Below are 26,956 nucleotides of genomic sequence, written 5' to 3' on the forward strand. Positions count from 1 at the left end.
CCGCGCGCGCTGAGCCATGCTCCGGAACTGTAGTACCGCGGGCCTTCAAAAAAAACCACGTCTATCTCGCTGCGCAGTCCCCGTTCGCGGTGCCAGCGTCGCGCGCGGTGTTGAAGCCTTCATATAGGTACAATATCGCCATGGCCGTCTGGCCAAGGGCGATATCCTCCCATGTCATGCCTTTTGCGACGGTCGTGACATCCGGACAGATCAATGCCGAGTGAACATACGTATCTTTGAAATCGGGCATCAGCGCGCCGACGTCGATCACGGTTGCGCCCGGCGCGTCGATCGCCTCGGTCGAGACGGTCTTGACCAGGTTGTCTTTCACCAGGACGTTGGCGTTTTCGATCCGCGCCTCTTTCACGCCGTCAAAGGTGTGGACTTTGGTAAACAACGTTTGGGCGGGCTCGTCTCGCGCCGACACAGATACCGCTGTCAACAGCATAAACACAATGGAAGGCAATCGTATTATCATAACAATTCCTCACTGCTTCGAATTACCGAATTAGCACGCGGCCAATCAAAAAACTGTCCGTTCGACCTTCATTTTCGGAGTTCCACTCGAAGATGATAATTTTGTGCGTCAATGCTTGTTTAAGCTGCCCCATTGGATGAAAAATCGCACCCTTCCAAACCCAAGGCCTCGAAAGCTGGTTCACTGGTCAGGCTGATAACGGTCGCGCCCTTCGTGAAACGGTCTAACAAAAACGGAGTAGATCCGGCAAAGGTGTTCAGAAGTCTTGGCCCGAAAGAAACGGATATGGATGATCCGACGCGTCTCGTTCATGTGGGGTTGTCTATGGGCTTGTGCATGATCTTGCCGTTAGCCGAGGGCCCTTTCTTCGGTGTGCATGTCGGCGAGAAATTCAACGTCTTGAGTTTCCCGTATTTTCAGCTGGCGAAGGATGCACTGTCGATGACCAATGACAGCGTTGCAGAGATCGGCAGATGGTTTGGCTTTGGTGAGGCGGGCAGCTTCACAGGGTTCTTAAAGTCGAAGGCGGGCGTGTCCCCCCGCGAGTTCAAAATTTCACATAAGTGACTGGATTTCAGACAACCTGCCAATCAAGTTCTTCACTTTTTTCGATATCAGCCCCAGAACTGCAGCCCAAGTGAGAAGGCCGACTGTTTGATGCTCAAAGCAGTTGTTAGCTGTAGTGCGGCCCGCAGATGCGGGACAAACGGCTGCTACGGGCTCGATGCTGTCATTCTCTACTACTTGCATCAATTACCGGAGGTAGACTTCAAGCGGACTTGCCTAATTGGTCGTACGGGGCGGAGAACTGAATTTCGCTGCACCTACAAAGAGTAGGAGCCATCGAGGCGCAGAGGTCATTTGATCTGAATCATGACAGCCAAATTGGTTGGACTACCAGAAAGACATGCATTGTCGAGATTTCGTGACATCCGTTAGACTGTGAACAGGAGGGTCCTATGCAGCGCCGACTCGCCGCGATCATGGCTGCCGATGTCGTTGGGTATTCGTCGTTGATGGGCAGCGACGAGGCAGGGGTATTGTCCGCCCTCAAAACTCTGCGTTCAGAGATTTTTGATCCCGCAATTGCAAGACATCACGGGCGCCTCGTCAAGTTGATGGGGGATGGTGCTCTTGTCGAATTTGCTTCGGTTGTCGATGCCGTAAACTGTGGTGTCGAGATCCAGCGGACAATGGCTGAGGCTGCTCCGACCCTCGCCAACGGGTCGCAGTTGCAACTTCGGATCGGGATTAACCTCGGTGATGTCATGATCGCTGATGGGGACCTCTATGGAGACGGGGTGAATGTTGCCTCGCGCATTGAAGGTCTCGCTGACCCAGGCAGTATCGCGGTTTCTGAGAGTGTCGCACACCAGGCAATGGGCAAGGTAGATGCCGGATTTGAGGATCTCGGACTGAAAAACCTAAAGAACATCGCTGAGCCAGTTCGGGTTTTCCGCGTCATGCCTGACAAAGCGCCCGCCTCCGAACGGCGATCAAACAAGCTTCCATTGGTGACCGGTGCATCGGTGTTGGTTGGTCTGGGCGTTGCAAGCTTGTTAACGTGGTGGATCGGCTTTGGTCACCAGCCGCCAGATGCCATTACCTTTGATGAAACTGCTCTGTTAACAGAGCCAACGGGTCCGACCGTTGCGGTTCTGCCATTTCAAAACCTTAGCAATACAGACGCCCACGATTTATTGGCTGTGGGCATAGGCGAAGACATCATCGTTGAACTGGGGAACTATCAGGACCTCAATGTTCTTTCGCGTCAATCTACCCATGCCGTTGTTACCGGTGAAAGCGACCCGCGCAGTATCAGGCAAAAATTCGGAGCGGACTATGTGCTGGAAGGTTCGGTTCGGCAGGTTGCAGATCGCCTGCGCGTGACGGCGCGGCTGATTGATACTTCGACAGGCCTTCAGGTCTGGTCCGATGCGTATGACGAAAGCCTCACAACATCCAATATTCTCGACGTTCAATTGCACATAACAGAAAAAGTCGCCTCTGCTGTGGGTGACGCGGGAGGTGCCATCAAGCGGATTCACGCAGGCCGCGCGCGCGCGAAACCCCCGGAAAACCTTTCGTCTTACGAATGTTCGCTTCTGCGTGTCGGATTTATGAACCGGCGCGACATGCAAGAGCGCGTCCGCGCCTGTATAGAGCGGGTCGTGGAAGAGGAACCTGACTACTGGCGGGGTTGGGCGCAGTTGTCCGAGGCGCTTCAGACTGACGTCAAGTTTTTCACCGGTTTGTACGAAGGAACGCAGGAAGAAAAAATTGCCCGAGCCGAGGAAGCGGCTCGCACGGCCGTTTCACTGAATCCCTATTCTGCGCGTAGTCATTTTCTGCTGGCGCTTGCCCTGCAAATCCAACGCGATCTCGACGGTTTTTTTTCATCAGCCGAGACCGCGCTTGCACTTGGGACAGACCGGTATTTGCAGGGGCAAATCGGTTACGAGTTCATTTGGTCCGGACGCTTGGATTTAGGCGCCGCTTTAGTCGAAAACGCCATTGCGCTTGATCCAAATGCGGCAGATCCTAATTGGTTTCAGGCGCTCGCCGAGTATCATTTCCTGAATGGAAACTACGAAACAGCATTGGAAACTTACCGCAAAGGGGCGCAGCCTGACCTGTGGTGGTCGGTTTCGATTGAGGTCGCGATAATGGCCGAGCTTGGCCAGCACAGCGCTGCCATTGCGGCGAGAGACCGGCTCAACAGAATCCGCCCAGGCATAAAAATTGCAGATATTGTCTGGATGTATCGGCGTTTTGCGCGACCCGATGAACTTATTCTTCCTTTTGTCAAAGCCTATCGAACTGTAGGAATGCCGGAAGGACAGTATGCCCCTTTGGATGCGGAGGGCGGGGGTTAACGTACGTAGCCATCGGTATGGTGCGGGATGCGGATAAGATCGCTCACAAAGAACTCAGCCTTACTCGGGCTCTCTCGCCCTTTGCAGGCTTGCCAGCCAGATCCGCCGGTTTTCGGGATGGTTTTTTGATCCTGCAAACTGCCTGCGCATCGCGGAAATTGACAGATTCGGATTGATCTCAAGCGCATCGTTGACAGCCTTTTGCGCATTTTCCGACCTGCCCATCTCGGAAAAAGTGTCCACGCTCAACAGGTGATGAAACAACCGCCAAGTATTGATTGTTACCACCGTGCCCAAGTGCCGGGCTGCGTCCAGCGCTTCTTCATAACGCCCCAGGTGAAACAGGATATGACCCTGGTAGGAGTACATGTTTGCAACATCGGATCGCGCGGACTTATCAACGCCTCTCTCACCACGGATAGGGCCAAGCGCGATGCGCGTGGTCAAACATTCTCATAAAAACCCTTACATACAGGGTTTAAATGGATGTCACTGGACATTTCGATATTGGAAGATGGTGCCCCCACACGGCACTGAACACATTCACCACAATGCGTCAAGATTCCTCCGTGAGACTAGTTTTTATGAACAAAAACAAAAAGCTTTATCAGTTTAACGATCACTATGCCTCAGAGTACGTCTTGAAGCTGCATAGAAAATAGGGGATAAAACAGGGGATACAGATTGCTGTGAGGGGATATGGCCGGATCACTCTACAAGTTGAGCGCAGCAAAGGCCCGCAATGCCGGACCCGGCAAGCACAGTGACGGTGGGGGGCTGTACCTCTATCGACTTACTACAGGGGACCAATGGGTGTTTCGCTTCACCTACTCGGGTAAGCGCAAAGAGATGGGTTTGGGCGGTTATCCCGGCGTGACTTTGGCACGAGCTCGCGAAATGGCTGACGCCTACCGGGGGATCGTCAAGCGTGGCGGCAACCCTATTGAAGTTCGTAATGCAGAAAAAGCGGAGGCCGTCGCCAACCAGATTGCCAACGATCCCGTGGCCCGCGAAAAGAGACTGTTGAAGAATATTGCGCCTTTAGCCTTCGAAGCCCGCAAAGCGCAGCTGAAAGACGATGGGAAAGCTGGGCGTTGGTACAGCCCAATCAAAACACACATCCTGCCCACCTTGGGTGAAAAGCCAGTTGAGGATGTCACCGGCACCGCTATCGCCGACGCCCTCCGCCCAATATGGCACACCAAGACGGATGTCGCTCGGAAAGCTCTGACGCGCCTGAAAGCCTGTCTGAGCTACGCCAGCGCCAAGAAATACGAGGTTGACCGCCACGCCATCGAAGACGCCCGTGAACTTCTAGGCAAGCAAGTGCATAAGGCGAAGAATATACCATCGATGAACTGGCGGGACGTTCCAGCGTTCTATCAGAGTCTCGACGGCGGTGGCACGGTTCAACTTGCCTTACAGCTTTTGATCCTGACGGGGTTGCGATCTCGACCGATAAGGTTCGCAAAGACGAACCAGATTGACAATAATGTCTGGACGATCCCGGCAGAAATGGTCAAAGGTCCGCGGGGCAAGACCGATGACTTTAGGGTGCCGTTATCCAATGAGGCACTTCGGATCGTTGATAAAGCGCGGGAAGCCACCCGCGATGGATATTTATTCCCCGGCGTCCGAAAAGGCGTAATCAGCGACGCCAGTATGTCCCGACATATGGAGCGGCTGGAATTGGAGGCGCGACCACACGGGTTCCGTGCCAGCTTCAGGACCTGGGCCGACGAAGCGACCAGTACAGACTATGAAATTAAGGAAACTGCGATCGGGCACAAGGTTGGGTCAACCGTCTCACGCGCCTACCAAAGGTCCGACTATTTTGACCAAAGACTTTTGTTGGCGGAACGCTGGGCAGCGCATGTGACTGGAAAAAAGGCTGATGTCATTTTCAATTTGAGAGGTGTGAAATGAGGGCAGATTGGTGCAGTGCAACCATCGGCTACTCTCAAAAATATACTAAATTACAAGAACGTAGCTTCGCGAAATGAACATATTGAGCTGTACACAACAAAGGGATAACGTGCTTGCGTCAGTATCCCTCGGGAGAACGCATAAACACAGCAAGGGCGCTCTGTCTTTGGCGAGAAAAGCGCCCTCGCTGCTGAAACCGAAACCTGTCTACAGAAGGCCCGGAATAGTATGTGCGTTGGAAGAAACAAGGTATCGCCGGTAAAAGCGGTCACCTGCTTTTTTCTCCCTCCCGCTATATCAACAGAATTGTTGCAAAATGCAACACCCATTGCGCCGTTGCAATTGGATGTGTTCCAAAGCGTTTTCCGACACTGTGTGAAGCTCTTTCCTGGTCGTCTGCCCATCATGAGGTAATTACATGGCAGACCAAATCACCAACCCTAAGAACCTGATCCGACTCAAGGACGCTATTGAACGGTATTCGTTGAGCCGGTCCACCTTCGATCGTGCGGCCAATGCAGGCGCGATTACAAAGCACACCCTGGGTCGCGCTGCGTTTGTGGACACGCATCAAATTGATGCCTGGATCACAGGCAAAAACCAGAGCAACTAAAACGAAACCCGCGCCAATGGGGATGACATTGGACACGGGTGATTTCGTTGAGAGGTGTAGAAAAACTACACTCGAAATCTAATGTGTTCGGCCCCTCAGCGCAAGGTGAGGTCAGAGCAAATGACTATCGAAATACAATCCAGTTCACGTATTTGTGGAGAAACCCTGACATTCCGCCTCGGGGGTGTCTGGCGCGCCGGCAGGGGGTCAGCACCCTGCCCCGTTTGCCAGCCTGAAGGCCGCCGCGATCAACAAGCTCTTTCGATCTCGGAATCGGGAGGCAAGTTACTGTTGTACTGCTTCAAGAACGGTTGCCGCTTCAAGGATATTGCGACCGCATCCGATGTACCGCCTAGCAACACTTATGTCGATCACACAGCGCGGACTGAGGCTGAGTACAAACGCAAAGCGTACGAGTTCAACAAACTTCAACAGGCCCGAGGAATTTGGGAAGCGGCTCGCCCGATAAAAGGCACTAAGGCTGAAGCGTACCTGCGTGATCGGGGTATTACCTGTACCTTGCCGCCGTCGCTACGGTTTGCGCCAGATTTGTTTCATAGCCCGACTACGTCTTGGTGTATGGCTATGATCGCCAACGTCACTACAGGGGCCATTCACCGTACATTCTTCGACAAGAAAGGCGTGAGGGTAAGCAAAAGCCCGAAGTTGATGCTGGGGCCGTGCGGTGGTGGCGCTGTGGTCTTGTCAGAGGCAGCAGAGCGGCTTGTGGTGTGTGAAGGAATAGAAACAGGCCTGTCGCTCTTGTCTGGGCTTCTCAATGGTCCAGCAGCCGTCTGGTCCGCACTCAGCACGTCTGGGATGAAGGCACTGAAACTGCCACCTTATTCAGGAAAAATTACAATCGCGACTGATGGGGATCCAGCAGGCATAGAGGCCGGGCAGTCTCTTGCTTCTCGGGCATCGTCATTTGGATGGCAGGTATCGCTGCTACCTGCACCGGAAGGTTGTGATTGGAACGACGTTCTGCGCGGAAAGAAAGGCGGCCAGGCATGAACGAGCTAAACCCCAATATCGTGCCATTTGATGCAGCCGCCGATTGGCCTGATCCCGATCTAACCATTGCGAAGCCAGTGCGACCACCAGTGCCCGTCATGTCCGAGGCCGACCTTGACGAGATATTCGGCATATGGGCGGCTTGGATCAGATCGGCCGCCGATGCCAAGAATGCACCGATCGACTATGTGTCACTCACGTTGCTGTCGACCGCCAGCGCGGCCATCGGCAATTCGCGTTGGGCAAGCCCGTGGGATGGCTGGAAAGAACCCCCTGTTCTTTGGGCTATGCTGGTTGGTGATCCGTCGGCAGGTAAAAGCCCTGCACTGGATAGCGTGCTTGATCCCGTAAAGGACATTGAACGTTCACTGTCTGAGGATTATCGCCGTGCACGAGGGGATTGGGAGGCCAAAAACGAGCTGGCCTCGCTCGCCTTGGCGCAATGGAAATCCGACGCTAAAACGGCCTTGATCGAAGGTGTGGAACCACCTGCGAAACCGCCAGAAGCTGATGCGGGGAATCCTCCTGTTCGGGAGCGCATCAGCATTACCGATATCACAACTGAGAAGGTCGCTGACCTCTTGTCGTCAACCTGGCGTGGCCTGCTGCTGGCACGTGATGAGTTGTCAGGTTGGCTGTCTAGCATGGACAGATACAACGGCGGTGGCGATCGACCGTTTTGGTTGGAAGCATACGGCGGGCGTAGCTATGATATCGACCGTAAAAATAACCCTGAACCTATCATTGTCGAACACCTAAGTGTTGCAATAGTCGGCGGTACTCAGCCGGATCGCCTGTCCGATCTTTTGATAAAAACAAGTGATGACGGACTGCTCGCGAGGTTCATGGTGGTTTTTCCTGACCCCGTACCGCTTTCTCGTCCTTCGCAGGGGCTGAATGATCAGCAAATGATTGATGCCATCAATCGTCTACGTGGGTTGCCACATGTAGTTTGTGAGAAAGGCGGGAAACGTCCAAGCCTCGTTCACTTTAACGAAGCTGCCGCCAACATTCTGCATCAATTCAGGAAGCAGTGTCGAGAATGGGAAGTCGATGCAGCTGGCCTGTTAAAAAGCCATATTGGGAAGATGCCTGGGCTTGTGGTGCGTATTGCAAATGTCCTGGCCCATCTGGATTGGGCGGCAACAGACAACCCCCAATCCCCTGAACAGATTGAAGCGCACCATGTTGGCCGTGCCTGTGACTTTGTCGGGGACTATCTAAGAAAACATGCTTTCAGGGCATACGGTACTTCCAAGTTGTCGCCTGAAGTCGAGGGGGCAAAGGTTATTGCCGATATCATTCAGACCGAAGGTATTCGTCTCTTTAAGGTCAGGGACATCCACCATCGTGGTCGTTCCGGTCTAAGTTCCGCCAATCACGTCAGAGCGGCATTGAAAGTCCTGATCGACGCGGATTGGGTCCGCGAAGTCAAGACCGAAACTGGCGGGCGACCCTCGATCAGCTACGAAGTTAATCCAAAACTGGAGGTTTGAGGCGTGGGCCGTTGGTCAGATCTGGCGCGTAAGTTTGAAGTCGGTCGTATGTCTCTTCCCGACAACCGGCAGAAACCGGCAGAAAGGAACGAAGACCACGTTTCAACGGCGATTACGTCATTCGATCGCAACCGGCAAGAACCGGCAAGAAGGGCACGCCTGAAAACCCAATAGATAATGGGGAAACTACCTTTTTACCGGTTTCTGCCGGTTGTCGGGAAAGGAAATCAATTGGTGACCGCCCGATAACCTGGACCGGTAAGGTGGTCGGCCTGGAAGACTGGCGACGCCTCTCGGAATGGGAACGCCACGGCCCAAACGGCAGGGTGTGGAACGGTCTGGCTCGGCAGTGGAAACCATAACATGAGCGCCAAAAAAACAAAGTGGTGGTAGAGCTAGGTTACTCTCACGGATTCGAAACTACACCTCTACGCCCATCGTAACAGCGTTTCCGCCTGACTTAGGACCGTGTTGATCGCAACTGGAGCGAGATCAGGTGGATATCCGTATCTTTTTAAGATGCGTCGAACCAGCACCCGCAACTTGGCCCGGGCGCTTTCTTTGAGGTGCCAGTCGACGGTGACGTTCTTTTGAAGCTGTTCAACCAGCACATAAGCGATCTTTCGCAGCGCTTCGTTACCCAACCTTTATAAACCTTAGCAAACCTTAACATATCAGATGTCTTTGAAGACACTTTAGTGTGACCGCAAGACAAACCGATTCAGTGGGTCGTATGCGACCCATACTTGAATAGTGCACCCGGACATCGTGGGCGGTTACGAATGACATGGATGATGCCGTTAGGAGCGCGATGGTCATCGACACGCTCAACCCCGCGTAACTTCGGAAATATGTGTCTAATGTGGTTGAGATACTCTTGGTCGAGCCAAGGCAAATGCCACATGGCCAATCCTCCTGCCACATTGAATCACGATGTGGCATAGAATGGAATTGACAACGGCAAAGATCACTCAGCGCGGCAAAGCTGTCGTCCGGCAGAAACACTCAGATGACCGCTCCGAGCCCAAGGCAGTCATAGTGATTTTGTGCTGTGCGTACACGCAGCGCGAAAATCGCTGCGCCTGCGTGGTTCTCGGCGCTGCTAGGCAGCGGAAAAACCTGCCATTCGTTCGGGGCGCGGTGAGCTACTTAGAGGGCGAAGATAAAGTAGCGGACAAAGGGGCAATTCGCTGCGGGAGCATCAATGTCTCCTATCAAAAAACAGTGGTTCTCGGGAAATTGTCTGGCTTCAGTCAGACTTGTCATACGCTTCCCGTGCGGCATCAATCTCGCTCAAGTGTTCCAATGCCCAATAGCCTAAGGCGCTGACTGGCTCGCGAAACGACTGCCCCATCTGAGTCAGATTATATTCGACCTTGGGCGGGATCGTTGGATATTGGGTCCGGTTCACAAGCCCATCCCGTTCCAACTCCTTCAGCGTCAAGCTCAGCATACGCTGCGAAATGCCTAGGTTTCGCTTTATCTCGTTGAAGCGCATGGTCCCGTATTGAGCCAGCGAGATGACCACCAGAACGCTCCAACGGTCGCCCACTCGTGACAGGACCTCGTTGATACGCTTGCAATCGGGGCATTGTTTGTCGTCCAGCATGACAGTTCCCAATTTGTAACTAAGGGTCAAAAATGTGCCTTCTTGCGGCAAATATCAGTTCTCATTAGTTAGTCAGTAACAAAAATATACTGATCATCTCGGGCTCTGACAATGGGATCAACAACCGTGACCGCAAAAACACTGAACGACCACCTGAACTGGCGCTACGCCACCAAGAAAATGGAAGCTGGCAAACCCGTTCCACAAGACAAGGTCGATGCCATCGTCGAAGCTGTTCGCATGGCGCCGACGTCAAGCGGCACGCAACCATTTGAGCTGATTGTGGTCACAAACTCCGATATCCGGGCAAAGATCGCCGAAGCGGCGTCAGGTCAGGCACAGATCACAGATGGGTCGCACCTCTTGGTGTTTGCCGCTTGGGACAATTACACCGAAGACCGTATTGATACAGTCAAGCAATTGAATGTTGCGGCCCGAGGCGACCTGCCTCTGATCCATGGCTACTACGACAATCTGAAAGCCAACTATTTGCCGCGCGAGGCCGAGGTGAACTATGCCCATGCAGCGCGTCAGGCTTATATCGCATTGGGCATTGCCCTCATTGCAGCCGCAGAACAAGAGGTCGACAGCACGCCGATGGAAGGGTTTGACCCCGATACTGTTGACGAAATTCTTGGTCTTAGGGAACGTGGTCTTCGTTCCGTCGTTTTGATGCCATTGGGTTATCGCGAAGAGGCCAGCGATTGGCTGCTGCCGATGCCAAAGGTCCGCAAGTCGCGCGATGCAATCGTGACAGAAATCAAATGAACGCGGACGGAATCACATGAGCTTTCTAAGAAATCTGTTTAAAGCAGCCCCCACGCCCACAGAGGACGGAGCCTTTCAGCCGTCACCCCTTGCCTTGAAACTCGCGACGGCATCCAAGACGGATTATGATGGCGGGGCCTATGCCAACCCTTACAGGGGCGGTGACAAGCGCGTGCTGATGATCTGCACCGAAGAGCGCAACATGACCATGGCCAATGGCAAGAAATTTTCGACCGGGAACCACCCGGTCGAAATGGGCCTGCCGATGTTGCACCTGCTGGCCGCCGGTTTCCAGATCGACATTGTCACACCCACGGGTGCCCCTGCCGTTATTGAAGACTGGGCCATGCCGCGCGAAGACGAAGCCGTTATGAAGCTGTATCGCGACTATGCCGATGCCTTTGCCAACCCCGGCAGCCTCGCCGATTTCGTGGCGAATACGATGACTGATGATGCGCTTTACGTGGGGGTCTATCTGCCGGGTGGCCACGGGGCCATGTTGGGCCTGCCAGAGAACGAAGACCTGGGAAAACTTCTCCGGTGGGCGCACAAACGGGACCTTTTCACGCTGGCGATCTGCCACGGACCGGCCGCCCTGCTTGCTGCGGGCGATGGCCCATCGTTCATCTACAACGGTTACAAGATCGCGGCCTTTCCTGATGCGGTCGACAAACAAACGCCGATGATCGGCTACATGCCGGGCCATATGCCGTGGAAGTTCGGCGAAAAGCTGAACGCTCTCGGTGTGGAAATCATCAATTCCAAGGCCGACGCCACATGCCACATCGACCGCCGTCTCGTTTCGGGCGCAAGCCCCAAAGCGGCGAACGCATTTGGAAGGTTGGCGGCGGAAGCGCTGTTGAAGAACGTGCGGTAGACGGAAGCAGGTGCGGCGTGCATGCGGACATTCGTGCATCACGCAGCATCGGTAATTCCGGGCTCTCCTGGCACCTTCGCCGCGATCTGCGCTAAGGGCGGGTCTGGTATGGATCGACTTTCGCTACACATCGCATGAACAAGCAAGACGTAAACAAATTCGCCATCGGCAAAATCGCAAACAATGGCGGTCGTCCAGCCCACAGCAGGTATAGTTTTTTTGACGCCGAGCAGTTTGCGAACATACGATAGGGCGATTGTGAATACCACAACCGATGGCGAGACATTTGACCAATCATTCACCCAATTTTCGTGGCAACCACGTAGCCTTGGCAACAAAACAATGGGAAACAAATATTTAGCTATTTCCTCTCAACACACTCATAAATTTTTCTGTTACGCCCCCGGTCAATTTGAATTTGAGCGACCGTGATTGGCTGACACAATATTATTTCCAATCAACTTAATAAGCTGACCCATTGGATGAACTGTTTTAAGTTTGATCAAATTCCATTTGTTCGTCTGATTGCCAGCGCTTCCCGGCTCGGGAAAGTGGATTGTCTTGAACTAGGACTGTATCTTCATCACTCTATGAAACCGTCTATCCATTTGCCAATCGGCTTTCCAACAACTGTCCACTTTCTTTCAAAAGCGGATAGGCGATCATCGCGAATGCCGTGTTTAACATTTTCAGGGCGCGCAACAGATCAAGGTGAATCGCACTGGTTTCGATGGTTTCGGACGCCCCAGCACGCAGCCGGGTAAGATGCGCGCGCTCCAGCTTTCTCTCGATCTCGCGGATCATTTCCTTTTGCTGCACCAGCTCCCGTGCTGCCCCGGCATCCTCGGTCATCAGTACCGCGATTCCGTGCTGAACGTTGCGCAACACACGGTCATAGAAATCGGTCAGTTCCTGCCAACCCTCTTCCGAAAAGTTCACGTTTTCCGCACTCTTGCGCTTGGCCAATTCGACCATTTTCCGTGCAATCGTATCCGCCCCGGCCTCAAGGTTCACTGCCACGCCGGACAGATCAAATGCCCGCGTACCGGTGTCCTCTTTCGGATTGTCGCTTTTGACTCCTGACAAATAAACCCGCAGGTCAAGTGACATTCGGTCAATTTCGACTTTTTCCCTCTTCAGTTGTTGAGCAATGGCATCATCGTAATTGTCAAAGAGTGACATTGAGTCCCGCACCATGATCTCGATCCTATTGCCCATTTCGACCAACTCACGATGCGCACAGGCAAAGGCGCGCGCCGGCTGGTTCTGAACCGAAGGATCCAGGGCCGTACGTCCGTTGGCCTTGGTGCTGTTTTTATTGTCATCAGCGAAAACACTCTCCGCCAAACGCATTATCGGGCCAAGAAACGGAATACAGACAACAAGAAGCGCAAGGTTGAACAGGAGATGCAGGTTCAAAACCTGCTGAACGGGGCTGGCCCCGGGAATAAGGTCAACACCGTCAAGCCGGTAGAGCAAAAACAGCACCAGCCCCGCCCCACCGCCACGCAGGAACAAATTGCTAGACACGACCCGCCGCACCGAGACATCGGCCTGCAAGGTCAGAACAAACGCAATAAAGGCACCGCCCAGATTGGCCCCAAGGACCATGGCAAACGCCGCCGACAACGGCATAACGCCCTGAGCCGCAAGGGTTGCAAACAACAATATCGCCGCAACGCTGGAATGCACCAGCCAGGCAAAAACCGCCGCCAGCAAAAAGGCCGTCAGTGGATCAGCAGACAGGTAAATCAAGGCCCCCGAAGCGGCCTCGCTGTTTGCCAGCGGCGCGCTGGCATCGCGAATAAGGTCAAGCGACAAAAAAATCAGGGCCAATCCAATCAGGATCCGACCAACCTGGCGCACGCCGCGCCGGGAACTGCGCAGGAAAATCAGCACCCCGATCAAAAGTAGCAAGGGCGTCAGCAAAGCAATCCGGGAATTCATGATCTGCGCTACGATGGCAGAGCCAAGGTCCGCCCCCAGAATAATGGCCAACCCGGCGGTGCTGCCAACCGAACCCGCGGCCATGAATCCGGCAAGCAGCATTGCGACGGCGGTGGAACTTTGCAGCAGGATCGCGGTCAGCGTTCCGGTTCCCGTCGCGGCCAACCGGTTTCCCGTCGACCGACGCAACCAAAGCCGCAACTGGCTTCCAAAGGCTCTCTCAAAACCGGTGCGCACGAGGCGAACAGCCCAGATCAGAAGTGCCGCAGCAGCAGCCAAATTCAAAACAATAATTATGGGTGAGCTATCCATCATCACCGGGTCTTTGGTTTCCGGGCCAATCCGGCCACTTCAGAATGAATACGGTCCCTCGGCAGCGTCTAGCGAAACAACGCTCCATATACCGCTCTTTCCGGTTTCGAGAACTGCACAGCCCGTAGGACCAGAAAAAAAACCAGCAGGAGCCACCGCGCGCCGGTCCAGTGCAAAACCGCTGCAAAGGCCCGGCGCTGTCATGGCAACGTGACCGCCAACGCGACCAATGTGAACGCCGTGGACATGCCCAGCCAGCACCGTGATATCCTCTGAGTGCATTGAAAGAATTTCTGCCAGATCGGAACGGTTCTCCAATCCGATAACATCCATGAAATCAATCCCGATGCTAAACGGCGGATGGTGCAACATAACGACAACCGGCCCGTCAAACCCAGAGAGTTCCCGCTCCAAAAGATCAAGACTTTCCCGGCGCAGCCTGCCACCGCCCTGTCCTTCGACCAGCGTATCAAGCCCGATAACACGCGTATCGCCCACTGTATCCGCCCAGTCGACAAGCCCGTCCGGCGGCATGATGCCAAGGCCTGAAAAGGCCTCTTGCATTGGCTTGCGCGCATCATGATTTCCAGGAACAACGTAAATCGGCAGGGCAAACCGCTCCAGTTGAGTGCGTGCGAAATCGTAGCTGTCCGGGCTACCATCTTCGCTGACGTCACCAGTGACTAAAACCGCGTCGAGCGGGCCAAGAGCCTCGCCTTTATCGATCAATCGGTCGATGGCCCCGATCAGGATCGCGCGGGTATCAAGCACGCCTGAACACAGATCGCCATGCCCTACCGCGTGCAAGTCACTTAGATGCAGAAATGTCGCCATGACTATTTGATCCCCGCGCGCAGGAAGGCCTGAACGAATTGACGCTGGAACACGAGGAACGCGATCAACAAGGGCGCAACCGACATCATCGTGGCCGCCGAAATGACGCTTATATCCACACCATTTTCCGGTGCGCCAAAGATCGACAGGCCAACCGTCAGCGGTCGTGTGTCGGGCGAGTTGGTCACGATGAGCGGCCAGAGGAAGTTGTTCCAGTGGGTCGATACCGACACCAACGCATAAGCAAGATATGTCGGGCGCGCCAAGGGCACATAGACTCGCCAAAGAATTCCGAACCAGCCGCAGCCTTCGACGCGCGCTGCCTCATGCAGTTCTATAGGAACACCCTTAAACGCCTGCCGCATTAGGAAAATGCCAAAGGCAGAGGCCATATAGGGCATTCCGACGCCAAGAATCGTGTCAAACAACCCGAGGCGTGACACCATTGCATAGTTTTCCACGATCAACACTTCAGGCAGGATGAAAAGTTGCATCAGCACGAGGATGAACACGAAATCCCGACCCGGAAACTGGACCTGGGCAAAGGCAAATCCTGCCAGCGTCGTGACAAAGAACTGACCAATAAGGATCACCGTCACTAAAAGGAAGGTGTTGATGAAATAGCGTAGCCACGGCGCTCCCTCCCAAGCTGTGCGGAAATTGTCGAGCGTCCATGGCGACGTGATGTTAAAGTTGACCGCGTCAGAGGTGCTGTGGAACGCCGCCCAAAAGGCAAAGACCAGCGGGGAAATCCAGATCACGGCCAACAATAGTGCGCCAAAGGATTCGATATGCCTGGAAAATCCGCTCATTGGTAGTGGGTCCGCTTGTCGAGTATGGTGAACTTGACGCCGGCAACCACGCCAAGCACGACAAGCACCAGGATGGTCATTGCCGCTGCGTGGGGCGCATCAAAGAAGGCAAAGGCCATTTCCCAGATGTAATAAAGGATAAGCTTGGAGGCGTCGTTGGGCCCGCCCTTGGTCAGGATGAACAAATGATCGATCAATTTCACAGAGTTGATCAACGCATTGACCATGATAAATAGCGTCGTCGGCATCAACAACGGCAGCACGATCCGGCGCGTATAGGTCCAGCGGCTGGCGCCTTCAATGTCGGCAGCTTCCTTGAGGTCCTCAGGGATCGTCTGCAAGGCCGCCAGATAGAAGATCATGAAAAACCCAGCCTCTTTCCAGATCGTCACGATGATTACAGCCCACAGCGCAGTTTCAGGCTGTCCCAGCCAGTTGATTGAGGGAAGGCCAAACAGACCGCCGATCTGGTCAAGCACACCCAATCCGGGAGTATAAAAAAACAGCCAAAGGTTTGCCGCTGCGATCATTGGCAGGACCGTGGGCGTGAAATAGGCGGTGCGTACAAACCCGCGAGCCGGGATCTTTGCGTTCGCCCAAAGCGCCATCGAAAGCGCAATTGCAATAGAAATAGGGATGGTCGCGCCCGCATAGATCAAGTTGTTCACAACAACTTTCCAAAAGGTTGGGTCGGCAAACAGGTCAGCATAGTTCTCACCGCCGACAAATTCGCTGGGGCGTCTTCTGGTTTCTCGGCTGAACAAACTCGACCACAAGGTCGCAAGCGAAGGATAAAATGCAAACGTCGTCAGCAGAATTGCCGCTGGTGACAACAGGATCCAACCGTAGATGGCCTGTCGACGACGCTCGATGTTCACATGCTCTGCCATATAGCGACCCTCAAGGTTGGGCGCGTCGGGCATCTCTGCCCGACGCCAGGGAGTTGAGGTTACTGGTAATCACGCAGCAGGCGCACAGCCGCCGTCTGGGCTTCCCCCAGCGCGTCTTCAGCCGATTTTGTGCCGGTCAAAGCCGCCTGAATTGCGTTGTTCAGACCTTCGCGCACGCGTGCGGTTTCAAAGGTCGAGAATTCGGCAACAGCATTTTCCAGTTGGTTTCGGGCAACGAGAGCGGGTGGGAACTCTTCTGTATAGGATTTAAGCGCCTCGGTTTCATACGCTGCCGGAGACACGCCCATATAGCCGGTCGCGATGGACCACGCTGCCGCTTGCTCGGGCGAGGTCATGAATTCGATCAGCTTCATGGCCGCCGCGCGCTCTTCGTCCGATGTCTCCTTGAAAACATAGAAGTTGCCGCCGCCGGTAGGCGAACCCAGCCGCACATTGGCCGGAAGCTCGGCGACGCCAAAGTCAAAACTGGCGTTGTTCTTCACAGCCGTAAGGTTGCCGGTCGAATGCCACATCATCGAGGTCTGACCTTCAAGGAACGCCTGCCGCAGGGTACCCCATTCAACGGTGCCAGTGGGCATGATGCCATGCTCCTGCGACAGCGACTGCCAGAATTCCAACGTATCGACAACGGTTTCGTCATCGAAATAGGTGGTCAGGCCGTCATCGGACATCACCTCCTTGCCGTTCTGGATCGCCAACGCCTGGAACATCCAATAGGGATAGCCTGTCGATGGGATCATCAGGCCATAGGTTTCGTCGTTGGTCAGTGCCTTGCCCATGCTAATCAGCTCGTCCCAGGTCTTGGGCGGTGCCTCAGGGTCAAGACCTGCCGCACGAAACTGGTCCTTGTTGTAATAGGCAACGATAGTTGAACGCTGGAATGGAATGCCCCAAGTTTTACCCTCGATCCGGCCATTGGCCATCAATGCAGGATAAAAGCTCTCTAGCCAGTCCGGGTTAACCCCGTCGATATCTTCGTAGGCCACGATCAGATCCTGCTCGATCAGATCATAGGCATCGATTGAGAACATCACCGCCAGCTGAGCCGGTTCACCCGATGCAAGTGCGGACAAGGCACGAACGCGCGTGTCGTCATAGTTGCCTGAATAGATCGCGTTGACCTTGATGTCAGGGTTGGCGGCTTCAAAATCGGCAACGATGCCATCCACTACCTCGGTCAGCGCGCCGCCAACCGCGATAGGATAATACATTGTTAGTTCCGTCTCAGCCGCCGCCGCCGATGTCAGCGCGGTGGCTGAGACGGCAGCCAAACTTATCTTCTTAATAACGTTCATTTTTTCCTCCCAGTGATGACAGTTATTCTTGTCTTTCCAAAGTTCAGTTGCTCGACCTACCCGGCCAGTCGCTTGCCCATGTCGTCAAAGAAATGCAGGTCTTCATCGGCAAAGCTGATCTCCAGATCTTCTCCTGCCGGAATATGTTTCAGTCCGGGCATGGATACGGTCAGACCATTGGCAGCAGGATGTGACAGGCCAATGAATGTTTCGGAACCCAGGAATTCGCATTCCGATACTTTACAAGTCAGCCTGCCCTTGCCCGATTCCACCACCTTCACTGCTTCGGCGCGAAGGCCAATTGTCGTTGCGCGCTCAAATCCCGGCACGCCTTCTGACTTGATCAGCGCCATTGGCGGGGCACCGACAAACTCGGCGACAAAAGTGTTAGCAGGCTGGTAGTAAAGCTCTTCCGGGGACCCTGTCTGCTGGATATGGCCGTCTTTCATCAGCACGACCATGTCGGCCATGCTCATCGCTTCGGTTTGGTCATGCGTGACGTAAACTACGGTGATGCCCAAATCGACCTGAAGTTTTTTGATGTCCTTGCGCACAGAGGCGCGCAGCTTGGCATCAAGGTTCGAAAGCGGCTCATCCATCAGGCACAGCGGCTGGTTTGCCACGATCGCACGTGCAAGCGCCACACGCTGGCGCTGACCACCCGACAATTCCCCCGGCTTACGCTGCTCATAGCCCAGCAAGCCAGTGATCTCGAGCGCCCGAGTCAGTTTCTCGCGCCGTTCCGCCGCGACGACTTTTCGCACCTTGAGGCCAAAAACAACGTTTTCCGCGACACTCAGATGCGGGAACAATGCATAAGACTGGAACACCATCGACAGATTGCGTTCTGCAGGGGCAGAAGTAGTGATGTCACGCCCGTCAATGACGATCCGCCCCTCATCCGGCAATTCTAGTCCCGACAGCAATCTCAGCGTCGTTGACTTGCCGCAGCCCGACGGGCCAAGCAGCGCTACGAACGAACCACGCGGGATCGAAAGATTAATATTCTCGACGCCAAGCTGCCCATTCCAGCGCTTAGCAATATTGTCGACGTGAACAAACGGTTCTGCCATATTCAGCGCTCTCCTTGTGAGTAAGTAATGGCTTCGCCCAAACTGTCTGCGAGATCGGAAAATTCAGGGCCCGGAGGACGGTCGCACACGACAACGTCGACATCCGAGATGTTGCCGCCCAATGCTGGCGCAATGCGACCAAATTTACTGCTGTCTATTACGAGGATCGATTTGGCTGCGTGCTGCTGCATTTTCATTCTCACCCGAACCTCAGCTGGATGAAATTCTAACAACCCACCATCATGCGCCACACCGGCAACGCCAAATATTGCGAACTCGGCACGAAACCTGTCAAAGAAATCGGTTGCTTCTTCGCCGATAAAATCACGATCGGGCAGGCGCAGCTCGCCTCCTGGCAAAAGGATACGGTTTGAGATTTCATTACTCAGCGCCATCGCGGCACTCAGGTTGTTCGTGATGACCGTTAACTCCTGGTGGCCGGACAGTGCCTTAGCCACTTCGAGCGGAGTCGACCCAATTGAAAGGAACACGTTCGCCCCATTGGGGATCATGCTCGCAACAAGTTCGGAAACCGACCGTTTGCCACGTAAGTTCGTTCCGGCTCTCTGATCAAACGGGGTATTCAAACGGCTTTCAGCCAGCTCGATCCGCCCGTGCGCGCGTCGCAGGTTTTCACCGTCGCACAAAATGTCCAGATCACGGCGGATGGTTTGCGTCGAGACCCCTAGCATTTCCGCTAAGGCCCCCACACTGACACCGCCACGCTCTTGCACGACCTGCTGGATTAGATCCCTCCGTCTGATCTTCTTTGACGCCATTTATCCCCCTTCAAGTTGCCAGAACCATATCACCAAAAAACAACAAAACAACATTTTTCAATCAAAGCCACATAGAACGTTGAAGGGTGACTTGATCGCAAGTGTCGAAAAATTATATTTTTCAAAGCTTTACGCGCAAAGCTTCAGAGCTCGCTAATGGCGACTTGCTAAAAATGTTGTTTTTTCTTCCATTTTGTTTTGTTGATGTTACATTCCGTATTGCGTCAAACCTGTCGGGGGCGCCCATCAAAAAAGGACATTTGGACACATGCTTGACGCCAACTCGATATTTTCGCGTTATCAGTCCATACGTCCCAGACTCCCAAAAGCAACATTCAACGCGGCCACTCTGGATATTGAGTCACTTCTGGATATTGGCAACGAAGTAGACGCCTTTGTTTTTGATGCTTTTGGCGTTCTAAATGTTGGCGAAACTCCGATTCCCGGCGCGGCAGCTCGTTTGAAAGAGCTCAGGGAGGGCGGACACCAGATTCGCATTCTTTCCAATGCTGCCAGCTATAATCACCAGGGCGCGACTGCCAAGTTTCAAAAACTCGGAATGCAAGTTGACGCAGATGAGATTGTAACCAGCCGCGACGCAGCCTTGGCAAACCTGAACGACGGTCTATGGGGCTGCATCGCCTCTCCGTCTGACGATCTGACGGACATCTTATCCGAGACGATCAGGCTTGAGGCAGACCAGACAGACTTTGACCGCGCTGACGGTTTCTTGTTTCTCTCGACCGAAATCTGGCAACAATCTCAACAATCCATGCTTTGCGACAGCTTGTTGGCGAACCCGCGCCCAGTGGTGATCGCAAATGCTGATCTGGCAGCGCCACGAGACTTCGGATTCTCACTGGAGCCCGGTCACTACGGGCATTTGCTGGCAGATGAGGGCCTTCAAGACATCAAGTTCTTTGGCAAGCCATTTCCGGAAGTATTTGAAATGGTCGAAGCCACGCTTCCAGGAATTCCGCCCGAACGCATCGCGATGTGCGGTGACACTCTTCACACCGATATCCTCGGTGCAGCAGCACGGGGTTGGCGCACAGTCCTTGTCGCGCAAGATGGAGTGTTTTCGGGGCTGGATACTCGCACTTTTTGCGAGCAATCGAGCTTGACACCGAGCTGGCGCCTACTTCGCATATAGAAAACATCGTGATGCTCCCACTTTTGGCGAAGTATCAGACCGAAGATTTGCCTTGGTTCGAACGGCGGCTATGTCCGCAACTCGGTCAGTCGCCCAATCTCGATAAACGTCCGTTGGTCATGAAAGCTGCCGTCGGAGCCTAGCATCGTTATTAGGTATTAAACCTAGGTCGGGTTGCCCGCTTAACTTGGGACATTTTCACAGCCCTAACTCTAACAAAAAATAACATTTACCGTCATCAATCTTATCAGAAGAATGCATATCATGGGAAGCGATGGCAAGAAAACCGGGGCTCATAACTATCAGCAGAATATTAGGGGATAGATCAGGGGATACACTGATCTCCACACTTAAAAGTACTATATTGCAGCACCTTATCTTGGAATGTGGTGCCCCCACACGGACTCGAACCGCGGACCTACTGATTACAAATCAGTTGCTCTACCAGCTGAGCTATAGGGGCGCTGGCGTCCGATTACTCTCTCCGGAAAGGGACTGCAACCCACAAATTTTGCCCGCATAGAAATCTATCCCAGAACGTTTTGATAACTGCACCTCTGTTCCCCCGTTGCGAATTTGACTGTGGTTGCTGCAGGCTGTAACCCGACAGGGCACCATAGGGACGCAAGGGCTGAAACGGAAAGATGCAGGTTGTCATTCACGCAGGCGGAGCTTTTGCGGACGATGGTCGGCTGCTGAACTCATTGCAGGCGAATTTGAACATCCTGTCTGCGCATGGGGTGTCTCTGGTTGGACCACGGCGCTATCGACAGGTTTTTCGGCCTGTGTTCAACGCGATAGGATCGCATCCGGTTTCCACTGATGAGCTTGTCCGGCTTATGGAAATACTGCCGGATGACGAAAACACTCAGCGTACAATATTCACCAGCCCGGATTTTGTCGGTGAGCCGGTCGAGGCCATAAAGGATGGACAGTTCTATCCTGCGGCCGGGCAACGCATGGCCATCCTGGAACACGCCTTCCCCAATGATCAGGTCGAGCTGTTTTTCGGACTGATCAATCCCGCAAGCTTCATTCCGAAAACCCTGGCAGCACTTCCGCAAGACCGTCGCGATCAGATCCTTCGCGACACCGATCTGAGCTGCCTGAGTTGGCTCAGCACGATAGAAGATATTCGCGATCTTGCACCCGGGGTCGGCATAACGCTTTGGTGCAACGAGGATACGCCTCTGATCTGGGGGGATGTTCTGCGCGCGATGGCCGGGCTTGACGACGGTATGGTGATGCAGGACGAATATGCCTTCCTCTCCTCCCTGCTGACGGAACCCGGCAAGCGCGAGGTTCTGGCGCTGATCCGTCAGGACCCTCAGCCCGACAAACGTGATCTGCGTGAGGCACTGGCCGGGATATTTGAAACACACGCATCGCCTGAAGAGGTTGAAGAGGAGTTGGAATTGCCCGGCTGGAGCGCAGATATAGTCGAAGCGTTTTCCGAGCTTTACGAACAGGACCTGGCCCGAATTCAATCCATGCCGGACATTCGCTTTCTGAAACCCTGATGGTCGGCCGAGGGTAGCAGTCATCCGGTATGGGGTGCTACCGCCGCGGGTGAACCTCGTATTGGGTTTGATGAATTGCGTTAGCAAGGATTGAAGACCCACACTGCGCCTGAACGCTGCGACAGCCCGAAATTCGCTGGCTTCCCCCTAAGACCCGAGCAGAATGGCAGCACAGAACCCCGTGGTTCTGAGCCTAGCTCATACCCAAAGCTTCTTTGTACATTTCAAGAACCGCCTCTTCCTCGGCGATGTCGTCCTTGTCCCGTTTGCGCAGCGCGATTACCTTGCGCATGACCTTGGTGTCGTAGCCGCGCGCCTTGGCTTCTGCCATCACCTCTTTTTGCTGTTCGGCAATGTCTTTTTTTTCGGCATCGAGGCGCTCGAACCGTTCGATGAACTGGCGCAATTCACCCGCCGTCACACGGTAGTTGGCGGTGGCCTGATCTTCGGTCATGTCTTCCATTTACGTCTCTCCCAGAGGCTGCGGTCTGATGCTGTGACATCGGGCAATATGCCGGATACATCGGTGCCGTCCGGGCCGCAAGCACCCAATAGCGGGCCAGGCTTGTGCCATCCGGCCTGATCCGCTAAGCGCAGCTTGAGAAAAAGGCAATATGTGGAAACCCATGTTCGAACTCATCACATGGAGCGGTGCCGCTCTTTCGCTGGCGGGGCTGGCCGGGCTGGTCTGGTGCATTCTGCGCGTGATGAAGGCGCGCAAGGCCGGTCTTTCGGATGATGAATTGCGCGCGGCTGTTCAAAGCGTTCTGCCGTGGAACCTCGCCTCATTGTTTTTATCGGTGATCGGGCTGATGCTGGTCATCCTCGGCATCTCGTTCGGATGACTAACTAAGCTCAGACTGGCAGGTTGTCGAAGCGCGCTTCCATGGCGTCTTCGCACAGCGACGCATCCAGACGCTTCAGGCGGGACGGCACATGCAGCCCCCGCTGATGCAGACGGTCAATCATTTTGCTGACGGAGGGCTGAAGGGCCAGTCGTGTTTCAAGGCATGCACCCTGCAATTGACGCTCCAGTTGTTCAGCTTCTGAGTAGAGATTCTGTTTCGACATTTCCATCCTCCCAAATGGTGCCAGTCTTGCAGATATGCGTAGTAAGTAACGGTATTGCGACTTTCAGAACATTTCCACCCAAGGTTGCGGATTCCCGCCGGTTCCCGGGGAAGATTTCGCCACTTTGCGCGCACTGCATGAATTTTATGCGGTTCCGAGTCAGAATGCCTTGACCGACATCAACAAGGAATTGATGATTGCATCACATTCCGAATTTACTATATGATATGTGATACGTTTAATGGGGGTGTGCATGACACCAGTAGTGAAAGCCTTTTTCGATCCGGATACATTCACCGTATCCTATGTCGTGCAAGAGCCCGAAGGCACTGCGTGCGCAATTATCGACAGCGTGCTGGATTTTGACCATGCATCGGGGCGGACCGGCACGGGTTCGGCAGACCGGATCATCGAATACGTCAGGTCCGGCGGACTGAAAGTCGAATGGATTCTGGAAAGCCATGTGCATGCGGATCACCTGTCGGCCGCGCCCTATCTGCAGCAGGAGTTGGGCGGAAAGATCGGGATAGGCGCCCAGATCGTCACGGTGCAGGACACGTTCGGCAAGGTGTTCAATGAAGGTACGGAATTCCAACGCGACGGCAGTCAGTTCGACGCTCTGTTCTCGGAAAATGACAGCTTTCACATCGGCCAGATGCGGGGCGACGTTCTGCATACGCCCGGGCACACCCCGGCTTGCATGACCTATGTGATCGGTGACGCGGCTTTTGTCGGGGACACCCTGTTCATGCCCGATTTCGGAACCGCGCGTTGCGATTTTCCGGGCGGCTCCTCCGAAATGCTGTATGCCTCGATCCAGAAAATCCTGTCCTTGCCGGATGAAACCCGGATTTTCGTCGGGCACGACTACAAGGCACCCGGACGCGATGAGTTTGCCTGGGAAACGACGGTGGGCGAGCAAAAGGCGCTGAACGTACATATCGGACAGGGACGCAGCATCGAAGAATTCGTGGAAATGCGGGATGCGCGGGATGCGACACTGGCGATGCCCCGGCTGATCCTGCCATCGCTACAGGTCAATATGCGGGCCGGGCAGATGCCGCCTGCGGACGAAAAAGGCGACGTGTTTCTGAAGCTGCCCCTCAACAAGCTTTGACGCGTACAGGCGCTTAGAAGAAGGCAAAACAACATGAATGCAGACTGGATATGGGGCCTCGCCGGAGGCCTTCTGATCGGGCTTGGCGCAGCGGTTTATCTGTTGGGAAACGGCCGCATCATGGGCGCCAGCGGTATCCTTGGCGGGTTGGTGGATCGCAGCGGCAGAATGACCGAGCGTTTGGCGTTCATCGCCGGTGTTGTCGCCATACCGGCATTGCTTCGCCCCTTGATGAATCCGCAAGCTGAAACCCATCTGACCGGAAACATCGCGGTTGTGATAGCCGCCGGCCTTCTGGTTGGCGTCGGCACCCGGATCGCGAACGGCTGCACCTCCGGGCACGGTGTGTGCGGCATCTCGCGATTTTCTGCGCGTGGAATCGTTGCCACGATTGTCTACATCGCCGCGGGCGGGCTGACGATTGCCCTGCTGCGGCACGTCTGGGGGGTGATCTGATGCGCGTTCTGATTTCTCTGATTGCCGGATCCCTTTTCGGCGCGGGTCTTCTGATCTCGGGCATGACGGACACCACCAAGGTGCAAGGCTGGCTGGACGTGTTCGGCAATTGGGATCCGACCCTGGCCTTTGTGATGGGAGGTGCAATTCTGCCTATGTTGGTTGCCTGGCAGCTGACGACCAACCGCGCACCTCTGGTGGGTGGGCAGTTTCCGACCGCACCGTCATCGGAACTGGATCGCCGTCTGATCGTGGGATCGGTTCTGTTCGGGGCCGGCTGGGGGCTGGCCGGATTGTGCCCGGGACCGGCCATTGCGTCGCTCAGCTACGGCGGGGTTGGCGGCGTTGTGTTCATGGTGGCAATGATCACGGGTATGTTGATGGCTCCAACCCTTGGTTCGCAACTGGACAGAACCGCAAACCCGGCCTAAGCAATCAGAATGGAGATTCGACCAATCACCCCCCGCTATGCCGTCTCGCCACAAATCACGGTCGAGGATGTGCCAGCTATCGCTGCGGCAGGATTTGTCAAAGTCATCTGCAACAGGCCCAACATCGAAGTTCCGGCGAACATGCAGTCTGACGCCATCGGACAGGCAGTTCGCGATGCAGGGATGGAATACGAGGTTCTGGAACTGACACACCAGACCATGACCCCCGAGAACGTGGCGCTTCAACGTGAACTGGCGGAAAGCTGCAGCGGGCCGGTTCTGGCTTATTGCGCATCAGGCACGCGATGCTCGGTGGTCTGGGCGCTGGGGCAATGCGATCGGATGAGCACGGATGACATCCTGTCCGCCACAACCAATGCAGGTTACATGCTGGAAAACCTGCGTCCGGCATTGGATCACATCCGCCAGGAAAAAAGCTGATCAGAAATTATGGCCCGGGTCGGTTTCCGGCCCGGTCAATCCAGCAAGCTTGGATATCTCGGCGGCCATTTGATCGGCATCCTCAAAATTCAGTTCCGCATCGGCTGATGTCAGCAAACGCGTGTCTCTTGGCGAGGAGGCCTCAACCGCATCGACTTGTGCGGTTGGATCTTTGGGGATCGACTGTTTTTCGTCGGGCTTGCTTTCAAGAAATGGCAACGCTGCTGCATCGGCGGGAACGGGTGTAATTCCTTGCTCATTCAGCCGCACCGCGCGCATTCCCCCACATTGACCCAGACGACCGACAGCGACGGGGCTTTTGTCAATTGTCAGGAGCCTGGTACGGTCCAGCCTTGCGCCGGTCAGGGGAACAACATCGCCCACCTTTAATACCGACAATGTCGTCAGGGGCAGCGACATCCGGCAGATCACGGAGTTCAGTTCAGCCCGTAAAACGCCGATCGCCTGATCCAGTCGGGGCCCTGTTTTCTGAATGGCCGCGTCACCGGTTTCCACAACCAGTGCTGGCTCGGGTTGCAGAAAGCACATCTGACCTTGCCGCGCCCCTCCGCCCAGCTCCACAGTCAGGTCGAAAAGGCGGTATCTGTCTTCCACCAACGCCAGTGACAAGGCCCGTGTATCCGGCAGGCGGGAAGCAAACTCAAACCCCGACAGGCTCGCCTGATCGGACGCCAAGGCGACCAGATCGACGGACCGAGCCAGCGTATCTTCGATCAGAGGTGCCACCATGGCCGCATCTGTTTCAGTGAAAGGGCGCGGCTGAGGTTCACCCGGCAGCACCTCACCGAAGGCTTGCGCCTGCACGATCGCGGACACAGCGCCGGGGTTCAGACAAACGGCAGCCATGACCCCATTTTCCGCCCGAAACAACAGCAAAAGCCAGTCTTTCCCTATCAGGTCAGCCAACCCGTCCTGCGGGCAGGTCGTCTGTTTTGCGCCGATTACAGTTAGTGGTAGGTTCCATTGTTCGCCCGCAGCCCTGGCCAGTGCCAGTCGGAAGGCCCGCAGCACCGGTCGGGGCGTGTCGTCGGGTTCGGTCGGCCTGATTGCAAGCTTACGCGCCAAAGCCGCATTGACGGGTTGTGTCATCGCCCTGTTCGCCACCTTATTCCGAATTCCAGGTTCA

29 protein-coding genes and 1 tRNA gene are annotated in these 26,956 nt (G+C 54.8%); 15 read left to right on the forward strand and 15 right to left on the reverse strand.

The window, feature by feature from the left end:
• Positions 1–61 precede the first annotated feature (61 nt).
• Entirely contained in the window at positions 62–442 is a 381-nt protein-coding gene (locus tag ACR0J2_RS08320) for a hypothetical protein (protein ID WP_480812266.1), read from the reverse strand.
• 168 nt (positions 443–610) lie between these two features.
• Here ACR0J2_RS08320 and ACR0J2_RS08325 point away from each other — a divergent pair, with 168 nt between their 5' ends.
• Both ACR0J2_RS08325 and ACR0J2_RS08330 read left to right on the forward strand, forming a co-directional pair.
• Complete coding sequence (locus ACR0J2_RS08325) at positions 611–1,045, forward strand: hypothetical protein (protein WP_480812267.1); 435 nt, start codon at positions 611–613, stop codon at positions 1,043–1,045.
• 392 nt (positions 1,046–1,437) lie between these two features.
• The gene (locus tag ACR0J2_RS08330) at positions 1,438–3,354 is read left to right on the forward strand and encodes an adenylate/guanylate cyclase domain-containing protein (protein ID WP_480812268.1); all 1,917 of its coding nucleotides are present in this window, start codon (positions 1,438–1,440) and stop codon (positions 3,352–3,354) included.
• A 60-nt stretch (positions 3,355–3,414) separates the two neighbouring features.
• On the opposite strand, the gene ACR0J2_RS08335 is transcribed toward ACR0J2_RS08330, so the two are convergent.
• Complete coding sequence (locus tag ACR0J2_RS08335; RefSeq protein WP_480812269.1) at positions 3,415–3,723, reverse strand: hypothetical protein; 309 nt, start codon at positions 3,721–3,723, stop codon at positions 3,415–3,417.
• Positions 3,724–4,053: 330 nt separating this feature from the next.
• Between ACR0J2_RS08335 and ACR0J2_RS08340 the strand changes: the two genes are divergently transcribed.
• The 4 genes from ACR0J2_RS08340 to ACR0J2_RS08355 all read left to right on the forward strand — a co-directional run bounded on the left by ACR0J2_RS08340 (position 4,054) and on the right by ACR0J2_RS08355 (position 8,403).
• A complete protein-coding gene (locus ACR0J2_RS08340; protein WP_480812270.1) occupies positions 4,054–5,280 on the forward strand; it encodes a tyrosine-type recombinase/integrase in 1,227 nt (408 codons plus the stop codon).
• A gap of 418 nt (positions 5,281–5,698) precedes the next feature.
• Positions 5,699–5,893 (forward strand): DUF6462 family protein, encoded by a 195-nt coding sequence (locus ACR0J2_RS08345; RefSeq protein WP_170682562.1) that lies wholly within the window; start codon positions 5,699–5,701, stop codon positions 5,891–5,893.
• Between the two features lie 120 nt (positions 5,894–6,013).
• Positions 6,014–6,907 (forward strand): DUF7146 domain-containing protein, encoded by an 894-nt coding sequence (locus ACR0J2_RS08350; RefSeq protein ID WP_480812271.1) that lies wholly within the window; start codon positions 6,014–6,016, stop codon positions 6,905–6,907.
• Positions 6,904–8,403 (forward strand): YfjI family protein, encoded by a 1,500-nt coding sequence (locus ACR0J2_RS08355; RefSeq protein WP_480812272.1) that lies wholly within the window; start codon positions 6,904–6,906, stop codon positions 8,401–8,403. The genes ACR0J2_RS08350 and ACR0J2_RS08355 overlap by 4 nt, the downstream gene beginning before the upstream one ends.
• Positions 8,404–8,831: 428 nt before the next feature.
• Here the strand turns inward: ACR0J2_RS08355 and ACR0J2_RS08360 are convergent, their stop codons facing one another.
• Together ACR0J2_RS08360 and ACR0J2_RS08365 are read right to left on the reverse strand one after the other, a co-directional pair.
• Complete coding sequence (locus ACR0J2_RS08360; RefSeq protein WP_480812273.1) at positions 8,832–9,047, reverse strand: type I restriction enzyme endonuclease domain-containing protein; 216 nt, start codon at positions 9,045–9,047, stop codon at positions 8,832–8,834.
• 605 nt (positions 9,048–9,652) lie between these two features.
• On the reverse strand, positions 9,653–10,012 hold the full coding sequence (locus tag ACR0J2_RS08365; RefSeq protein ID WP_170547363.1) for a winged helix-turn-helix transcriptional regulator: 360 nt from the start codon (positions 10,010–10,012) through the stop codon (positions 9,653–9,655).
• A 111-nt stretch (positions 10,013–10,123) separates the two neighbouring features.
• Here ACR0J2_RS08365 and ACR0J2_RS08370 point away from each other — a divergent pair, with 111 nt between their 5' ends.
• Together ACR0J2_RS08370 and hchA are read left to right on the forward strand one after the other, a co-directional pair.
• On the forward strand, positions 10,124–10,780 hold the full coding sequence (locus ACR0J2_RS08370; protein WP_319546064.1) for a nitroreductase family protein: 657 nt from the start codon (positions 10,124–10,126) through the stop codon (positions 10,778–10,780).
• 16 nt (positions 10,781–10,796) lie between these two features.
• Positions 10,797–11,657, forward strand: coding sequence for a glyoxalase III HchA (gene hchA, locus ACR0J2_RS08375; protein WP_480812274.1), 861 nt, complete (start codon positions 10,797–10,799; stop codon positions 11,655–11,657).
• Between the two features lie 600 nt (positions 11,658–12,257).
• On the opposite strand, the gene ACR0J2_RS08380 is transcribed toward hchA, so the two are convergent.
• Genes ACR0J2_RS08380 through ACR0J2_RS08410 form a run of 7 tightly spaced genes read right to left on the reverse strand, consistent with a single transcriptional unit; the run spans position 12,258 to position 19,620 of the window.
• Positions 12,258–13,919 carry a Na/Pi cotransporter family protein gene (locus tag ACR0J2_RS08380; protein WP_480812275.1) on the reverse strand — a complete coding sequence of 554 codons (1,662 nt, stop codon included), beginning with the start codon at positions 13,917–13,919 and terminating at the stop codon, positions 12,258–12,260.
• Positions 13,920–13,955: 36 nt separating this feature from the next.
• A complete protein-coding gene (locus tag ACR0J2_RS08385) occupies positions 13,956–14,750 on the reverse strand; it encodes a metallophosphoesterase (protein WP_171724197.1) in 795 nt (264 codons plus the stop codon).
• A gap of 2 nt (positions 14,751–14,752) precedes the next feature.
• Complete coding sequence (locus ACR0J2_RS08390; protein ID WP_170478326.1) at positions 14,753–15,562, reverse strand: carbohydrate ABC transporter permease; 810 nt, start codon at positions 15,560–15,562, stop codon at positions 14,753–14,755.
• Complete coding sequence (locus tag ACR0J2_RS08395; protein ID WP_480812393.1) at positions 15,559–16,452, reverse strand: carbohydrate ABC transporter permease; 894 nt, start codon at positions 16,450–16,452, stop codon at positions 15,559–15,561. The genes ACR0J2_RS08390 and ACR0J2_RS08395 overlap by 4 nt, the downstream gene beginning before the upstream one ends.
• A 59-nt stretch (positions 16,453–16,511) precedes the next feature.
• Positions 16,512–17,768 (reverse strand): ABC transporter substrate-binding protein, encoded by a 1,257-nt coding sequence (locus tag ACR0J2_RS08400; protein ID WP_480812276.1) that lies wholly within the window; start codon positions 17,766–17,768, stop codon positions 16,512–16,514.
• A 56-nt stretch (positions 17,769–17,824) separates the two neighbouring features.
• Positions 17,825–18,841, reverse strand: coding sequence for an ABC transporter ATP-binding protein (locus ACR0J2_RS08405; RefSeq protein WP_480812277.1), 1,017 nt, complete (start codon positions 18,839–18,841; stop codon positions 17,825–17,827).
• Positions 18,842–18,843: 2 nt separating this feature from the next.
• Positions 18,844–19,620: a DeoR/GlpR family DNA-binding transcription regulator gene (locus tag ACR0J2_RS08410; RefSeq protein ID WP_170398784.1), complete on the reverse strand. Its 777-nt coding sequence runs from the start codon at positions 19,618–19,620 to the stop codon at positions 18,844–18,846.
• A 268-nt stretch (positions 19,621–19,888) separates the two neighbouring features.
• Here ACR0J2_RS08410 and ACR0J2_RS08415 point away from each other — a divergent pair, with 268 nt between their 5' ends.
• On the forward strand, positions 19,889–20,773 hold the full coding sequence (locus tag ACR0J2_RS08415; RefSeq protein WP_170398787.1) for an HAD-IIA family hydrolase: 885 nt from the start codon (positions 19,889–19,891) through the stop codon (positions 20,771–20,773).
• Positions 20,774–21,160: 387 nt separating this feature from the next.
• Here the strand turns inward: ACR0J2_RS08415 and ACR0J2_RS08420 are convergent.
• Positions 21,161–21,236: transfer RNA gene (locus ACR0J2_RS08420), tRNA-Thr, on the reverse strand.
• Positions 21,237–21,417: 181 nt separating this feature from the next.
• Here ACR0J2_RS08420 and ACR0J2_RS08425 point away from each other — a divergent pair.
• A complete protein-coding gene (locus ACR0J2_RS08425; protein WP_480812278.1) occupies positions 21,418–22,293 on the forward strand; it encodes a hypothetical protein in 876 nt (291 codons plus the stop codon).
• Between the two features lie 193 nt (positions 22,294–22,486).
• Here ACR0J2_RS08425 and ACR0J2_RS08430 read toward each other — a convergent pair whose 3' ends face one another.
• Complete coding sequence (locus ACR0J2_RS08430) at positions 22,487–22,756, reverse strand: DUF2312 domain-containing protein (RefSeq protein ID WP_170614681.1); 270 nt, start codon at positions 22,754–22,756, stop codon at positions 22,487–22,489.
• 163 nt (positions 22,757–22,919) lie between these two features.
• Here ACR0J2_RS08430 and ACR0J2_RS08435 point away from each other — a divergent pair, with 163 nt between their 5' ends.
• A complete protein-coding gene (locus tag ACR0J2_RS08435) occupies positions 22,920–23,138 on the forward strand; it encodes a hypothetical protein (RefSeq protein WP_170614682.1) in 219 nt (72 codons plus the stop codon).
• Positions 23,139–23,148: 10 nt separating this feature from the next.
• Here the strand turns inward: ACR0J2_RS08435 and ACR0J2_RS08440 are convergent, their stop codons facing one another.
• Positions 23,149–23,364, reverse strand: a complete 216-nt coding sequence (locus tag ACR0J2_RS08440; protein ID WP_170614683.1) for a hypothetical protein — start codon at positions 23,362–23,364, stop codon at positions 23,149–23,151.
• Between the two features lie 253 nt (positions 23,365–23,617).
• Between ACR0J2_RS08440 and ACR0J2_RS08445 the strand changes: the two genes are divergently transcribed.
• Genes ACR0J2_RS08445 through ACR0J2_RS08460 form a run of 4 tightly spaced genes read left to right on the forward strand, consistent with a single transcriptional unit; the run spans position 23,618 to position 25,809 of the window.
• Positions 23,618–24,481, forward strand: coding sequence for an MBL fold metallo-hydrolase (locus ACR0J2_RS08445; RefSeq protein WP_170619544.1), 864 nt, complete (start codon positions 23,618–23,620; stop codon positions 24,479–24,481).
• Between the two features lie 33 nt (positions 24,482–24,514).
• Entirely contained in the window at positions 24,515–24,937 is a 423-nt protein-coding gene (locus tag ACR0J2_RS08450; RefSeq protein ID WP_170680819.1) for a YeeE/YedE thiosulfate transporter family protein, read from the forward strand.
• Positions 24,937–25,368 (forward strand): DUF6691 family protein, encoded by a 432-nt coding sequence (locus ACR0J2_RS08455; protein ID WP_170680821.1) that lies wholly within the window; start codon positions 24,937–24,939, stop codon positions 25,366–25,368. Before ACR0J2_RS08450 ends, ACR0J2_RS08455 begins: the two co-directional genes overlap by 1 nt.
• A 9-nt stretch (positions 25,369–25,377) precedes the next feature.
• A complete protein-coding gene (locus tag ACR0J2_RS08460) occupies positions 25,378–25,809 on the forward strand; it encodes a TIGR01244 family sulfur transferase (RefSeq protein WP_170680823.1) in 432 nt (143 codons plus the stop codon).
• On the opposite strand, the gene ACR0J2_RS08465 is transcribed toward ACR0J2_RS08460, so the two are convergent.
• Positions 25,810–26,919 (reverse strand): FliM/FliN family flagellar motor C-terminal domain-containing protein, encoded by a 1,110-nt coding sequence (locus tag ACR0J2_RS08465; protein WP_480812279.1) that lies wholly within the window; start codon positions 26,917–26,919, stop codon positions 25,810–25,812.
• Between the last annotated feature and the right edge of the window lie 37 nt (positions 26,920–26,956).

It is taken from the genome of Ruegeria sp. CG4, from assembly GCF_056537185.1.

Bases quoted from the DNA above. Each gene is read 5' to 3' on its own strand.
- ACR0J2_RS08330 (WP_480812268.1), top strand. From the start codon at position 1,438: ATGCAGCGCCGACTCGCCGCGATCATGGCTGCCGATGTCGTTGGGTAT.
- ACR0J2_RS08335 (WP_480812269.1), bottom strand. From the start codon at position 3,723: ATGTACTCCTACCAGGGTCATATCCTGTTTCACCTGGGGCGTTATGAA.
- ACR0J2_RS08340 (WP_480812270.1), top strand. From the start codon at position 4,054: ATGGCCGGATCACTCTACAAGTTGAGCGCAGCAAAGGCCCGCAATGCC.
- ACR0J2_RS08345 (WP_170682562.1), top strand. From the start codon at position 5,699: ATGGCAGACCAAATCACCAACCCTAAGAACCTGATCCGACTCAAGGAC.
- ACR0J2_RS08350 (WP_480812271.1), top strand. From the start codon at position 6,014: ATGACTATCGAAATACAATCCAGTTCACGTATTTGTGGAGAAACCCTG.
- ACR0J2_RS08355 (WP_480812272.1), top strand. From the start codon at position 6,904: ATGAACGAGCTAAACCCCAATATCGTGCCATTTGATGCAGCCGCCGAT.
- ACR0J2_RS08365 (WP_170547363.1), bottom strand. From the start codon at position 10,012: ATGCTGGACGACAAACAATGCCCCGATTGCAAGCGTATCAACGAGGTC.
- ACR0J2_RS08370 (WP_319546064.1), top strand. From the start codon at position 10,124: ATGGGATCAACAACCGTGACCGCAAAAACACTGAACGACCACCTGAAC.
- hchA (WP_480812274.1), top strand. From the start codon at position 10,797: ATGAGCTTTCTAAGAAATCTGTTTAAAGCAGCCCCCACGCCCACAGAG.
- ACR0J2_RS08380 (WP_480812275.1), bottom strand. From the start codon at position 13,919: ATGATGGATAGCTCACCCATAATTATTGTTTTGAATTTGGCTGCTGCT.
- ACR0J2_RS08385 (WP_171724197.1), bottom strand. From the start codon at position 14,750: ATGGCGACATTTCTGCATCTAAGTGACTTGCACGCGGTAGGGCATGGC.
- ACR0J2_RS08390 (WP_170478326.1), bottom strand. From the start codon at position 15,562: ATGAGCGGATTTTCCAGGCATATCGAATCCTTTGGCGCACTATTGTTG.
- ACR0J2_RS08395 (WP_480812393.1), bottom strand. From the start codon at position 16,452: ATGGCAGAGCATGTGAACATCGAGCGTCGTCGACAGGCCATCTACGGT.
- ACR0J2_RS08400 (WP_480812276.1), bottom strand. From the start codon at position 17,768: ATGAACGTTATTAAGAAGATAAGTTTGGCTGCCGTCTCAGCCACCGCG.
- ACR0J2_RS08405 (WP_480812277.1), bottom strand. From the start codon at position 18,841: ATGGCAGAACCGTTTGTTCACGTCGACAATATTGCTAAGCGCTGGAAT.
- ACR0J2_RS08410 (WP_170398784.1), bottom strand. From the start codon at position 19,620: ATGGCGTCAAAGAAGATCAGACGGAGGGATCTAATCCAGCAGGTCGTG.
- ACR0J2_RS08415 (WP_170398787.1), top strand. From the start codon at position 19,889: ATGCTTGACGCCAACTCGATATTTTCGCGTTATCAGTCCATACGTCCC.
- ACR0J2_RS08425 (WP_480812278.1), top strand. From the start codon at position 21,418: ATGCAGGTTGTCATTCACGCAGGCGGAGCTTTTGCGGACGATGGTCGG.
- ACR0J2_RS08430 (WP_170614681.1), bottom strand. From the start codon at position 22,756: ATGGAAGACATGACCGAAGATCAGGCCACCGCCAACTACCGTGTGACG.
- ACR0J2_RS08435 (WP_170614682.1), top strand. From the start codon at position 22,920: ATGTTCGAACTCATCACATGGAGCGGTGCCGCTCTTTCGCTGGCGGGG.
- ACR0J2_RS08440 (WP_170614683.1), bottom strand. From the start codon at position 23,364: ATGTCGAAACAGAATCTCTACTCAGAAGCTGAACAACTGGAGCGTCAA.
- ACR0J2_RS08445 (WP_170619544.1), top strand. From the start codon at position 23,618: ATGACACCAGTAGTGAAAGCCTTTTTCGATCCGGATACATTCACCGTA.
- ACR0J2_RS08450 (WP_170680819.1), top strand. From the start codon at position 24,515: ATGAATGCAGACTGGATATGGGGCCTCGCCGGAGGCCTTCTGATCGGG.
- ACR0J2_RS08455 (WP_170680821.1), top strand. From the start codon at position 24,937: ATGCGCGTTCTGATTTCTCTGATTGCCGGATCCCTTTTCGGCGCGGGT.
- ACR0J2_RS08460 (WP_170680823.1), top strand. From the start codon at position 25,378: ATGGAGATTCGACCAATCACCCCCCGCTATGCCGTCTCGCCACAAATC.
- ACR0J2_RS08465 (WP_480812279.1), bottom strand. From the start codon at position 26,919: ATGACACAACCCGTCAATGCGGCTTTGGCGCGTAAGCTTGCAATCAGG.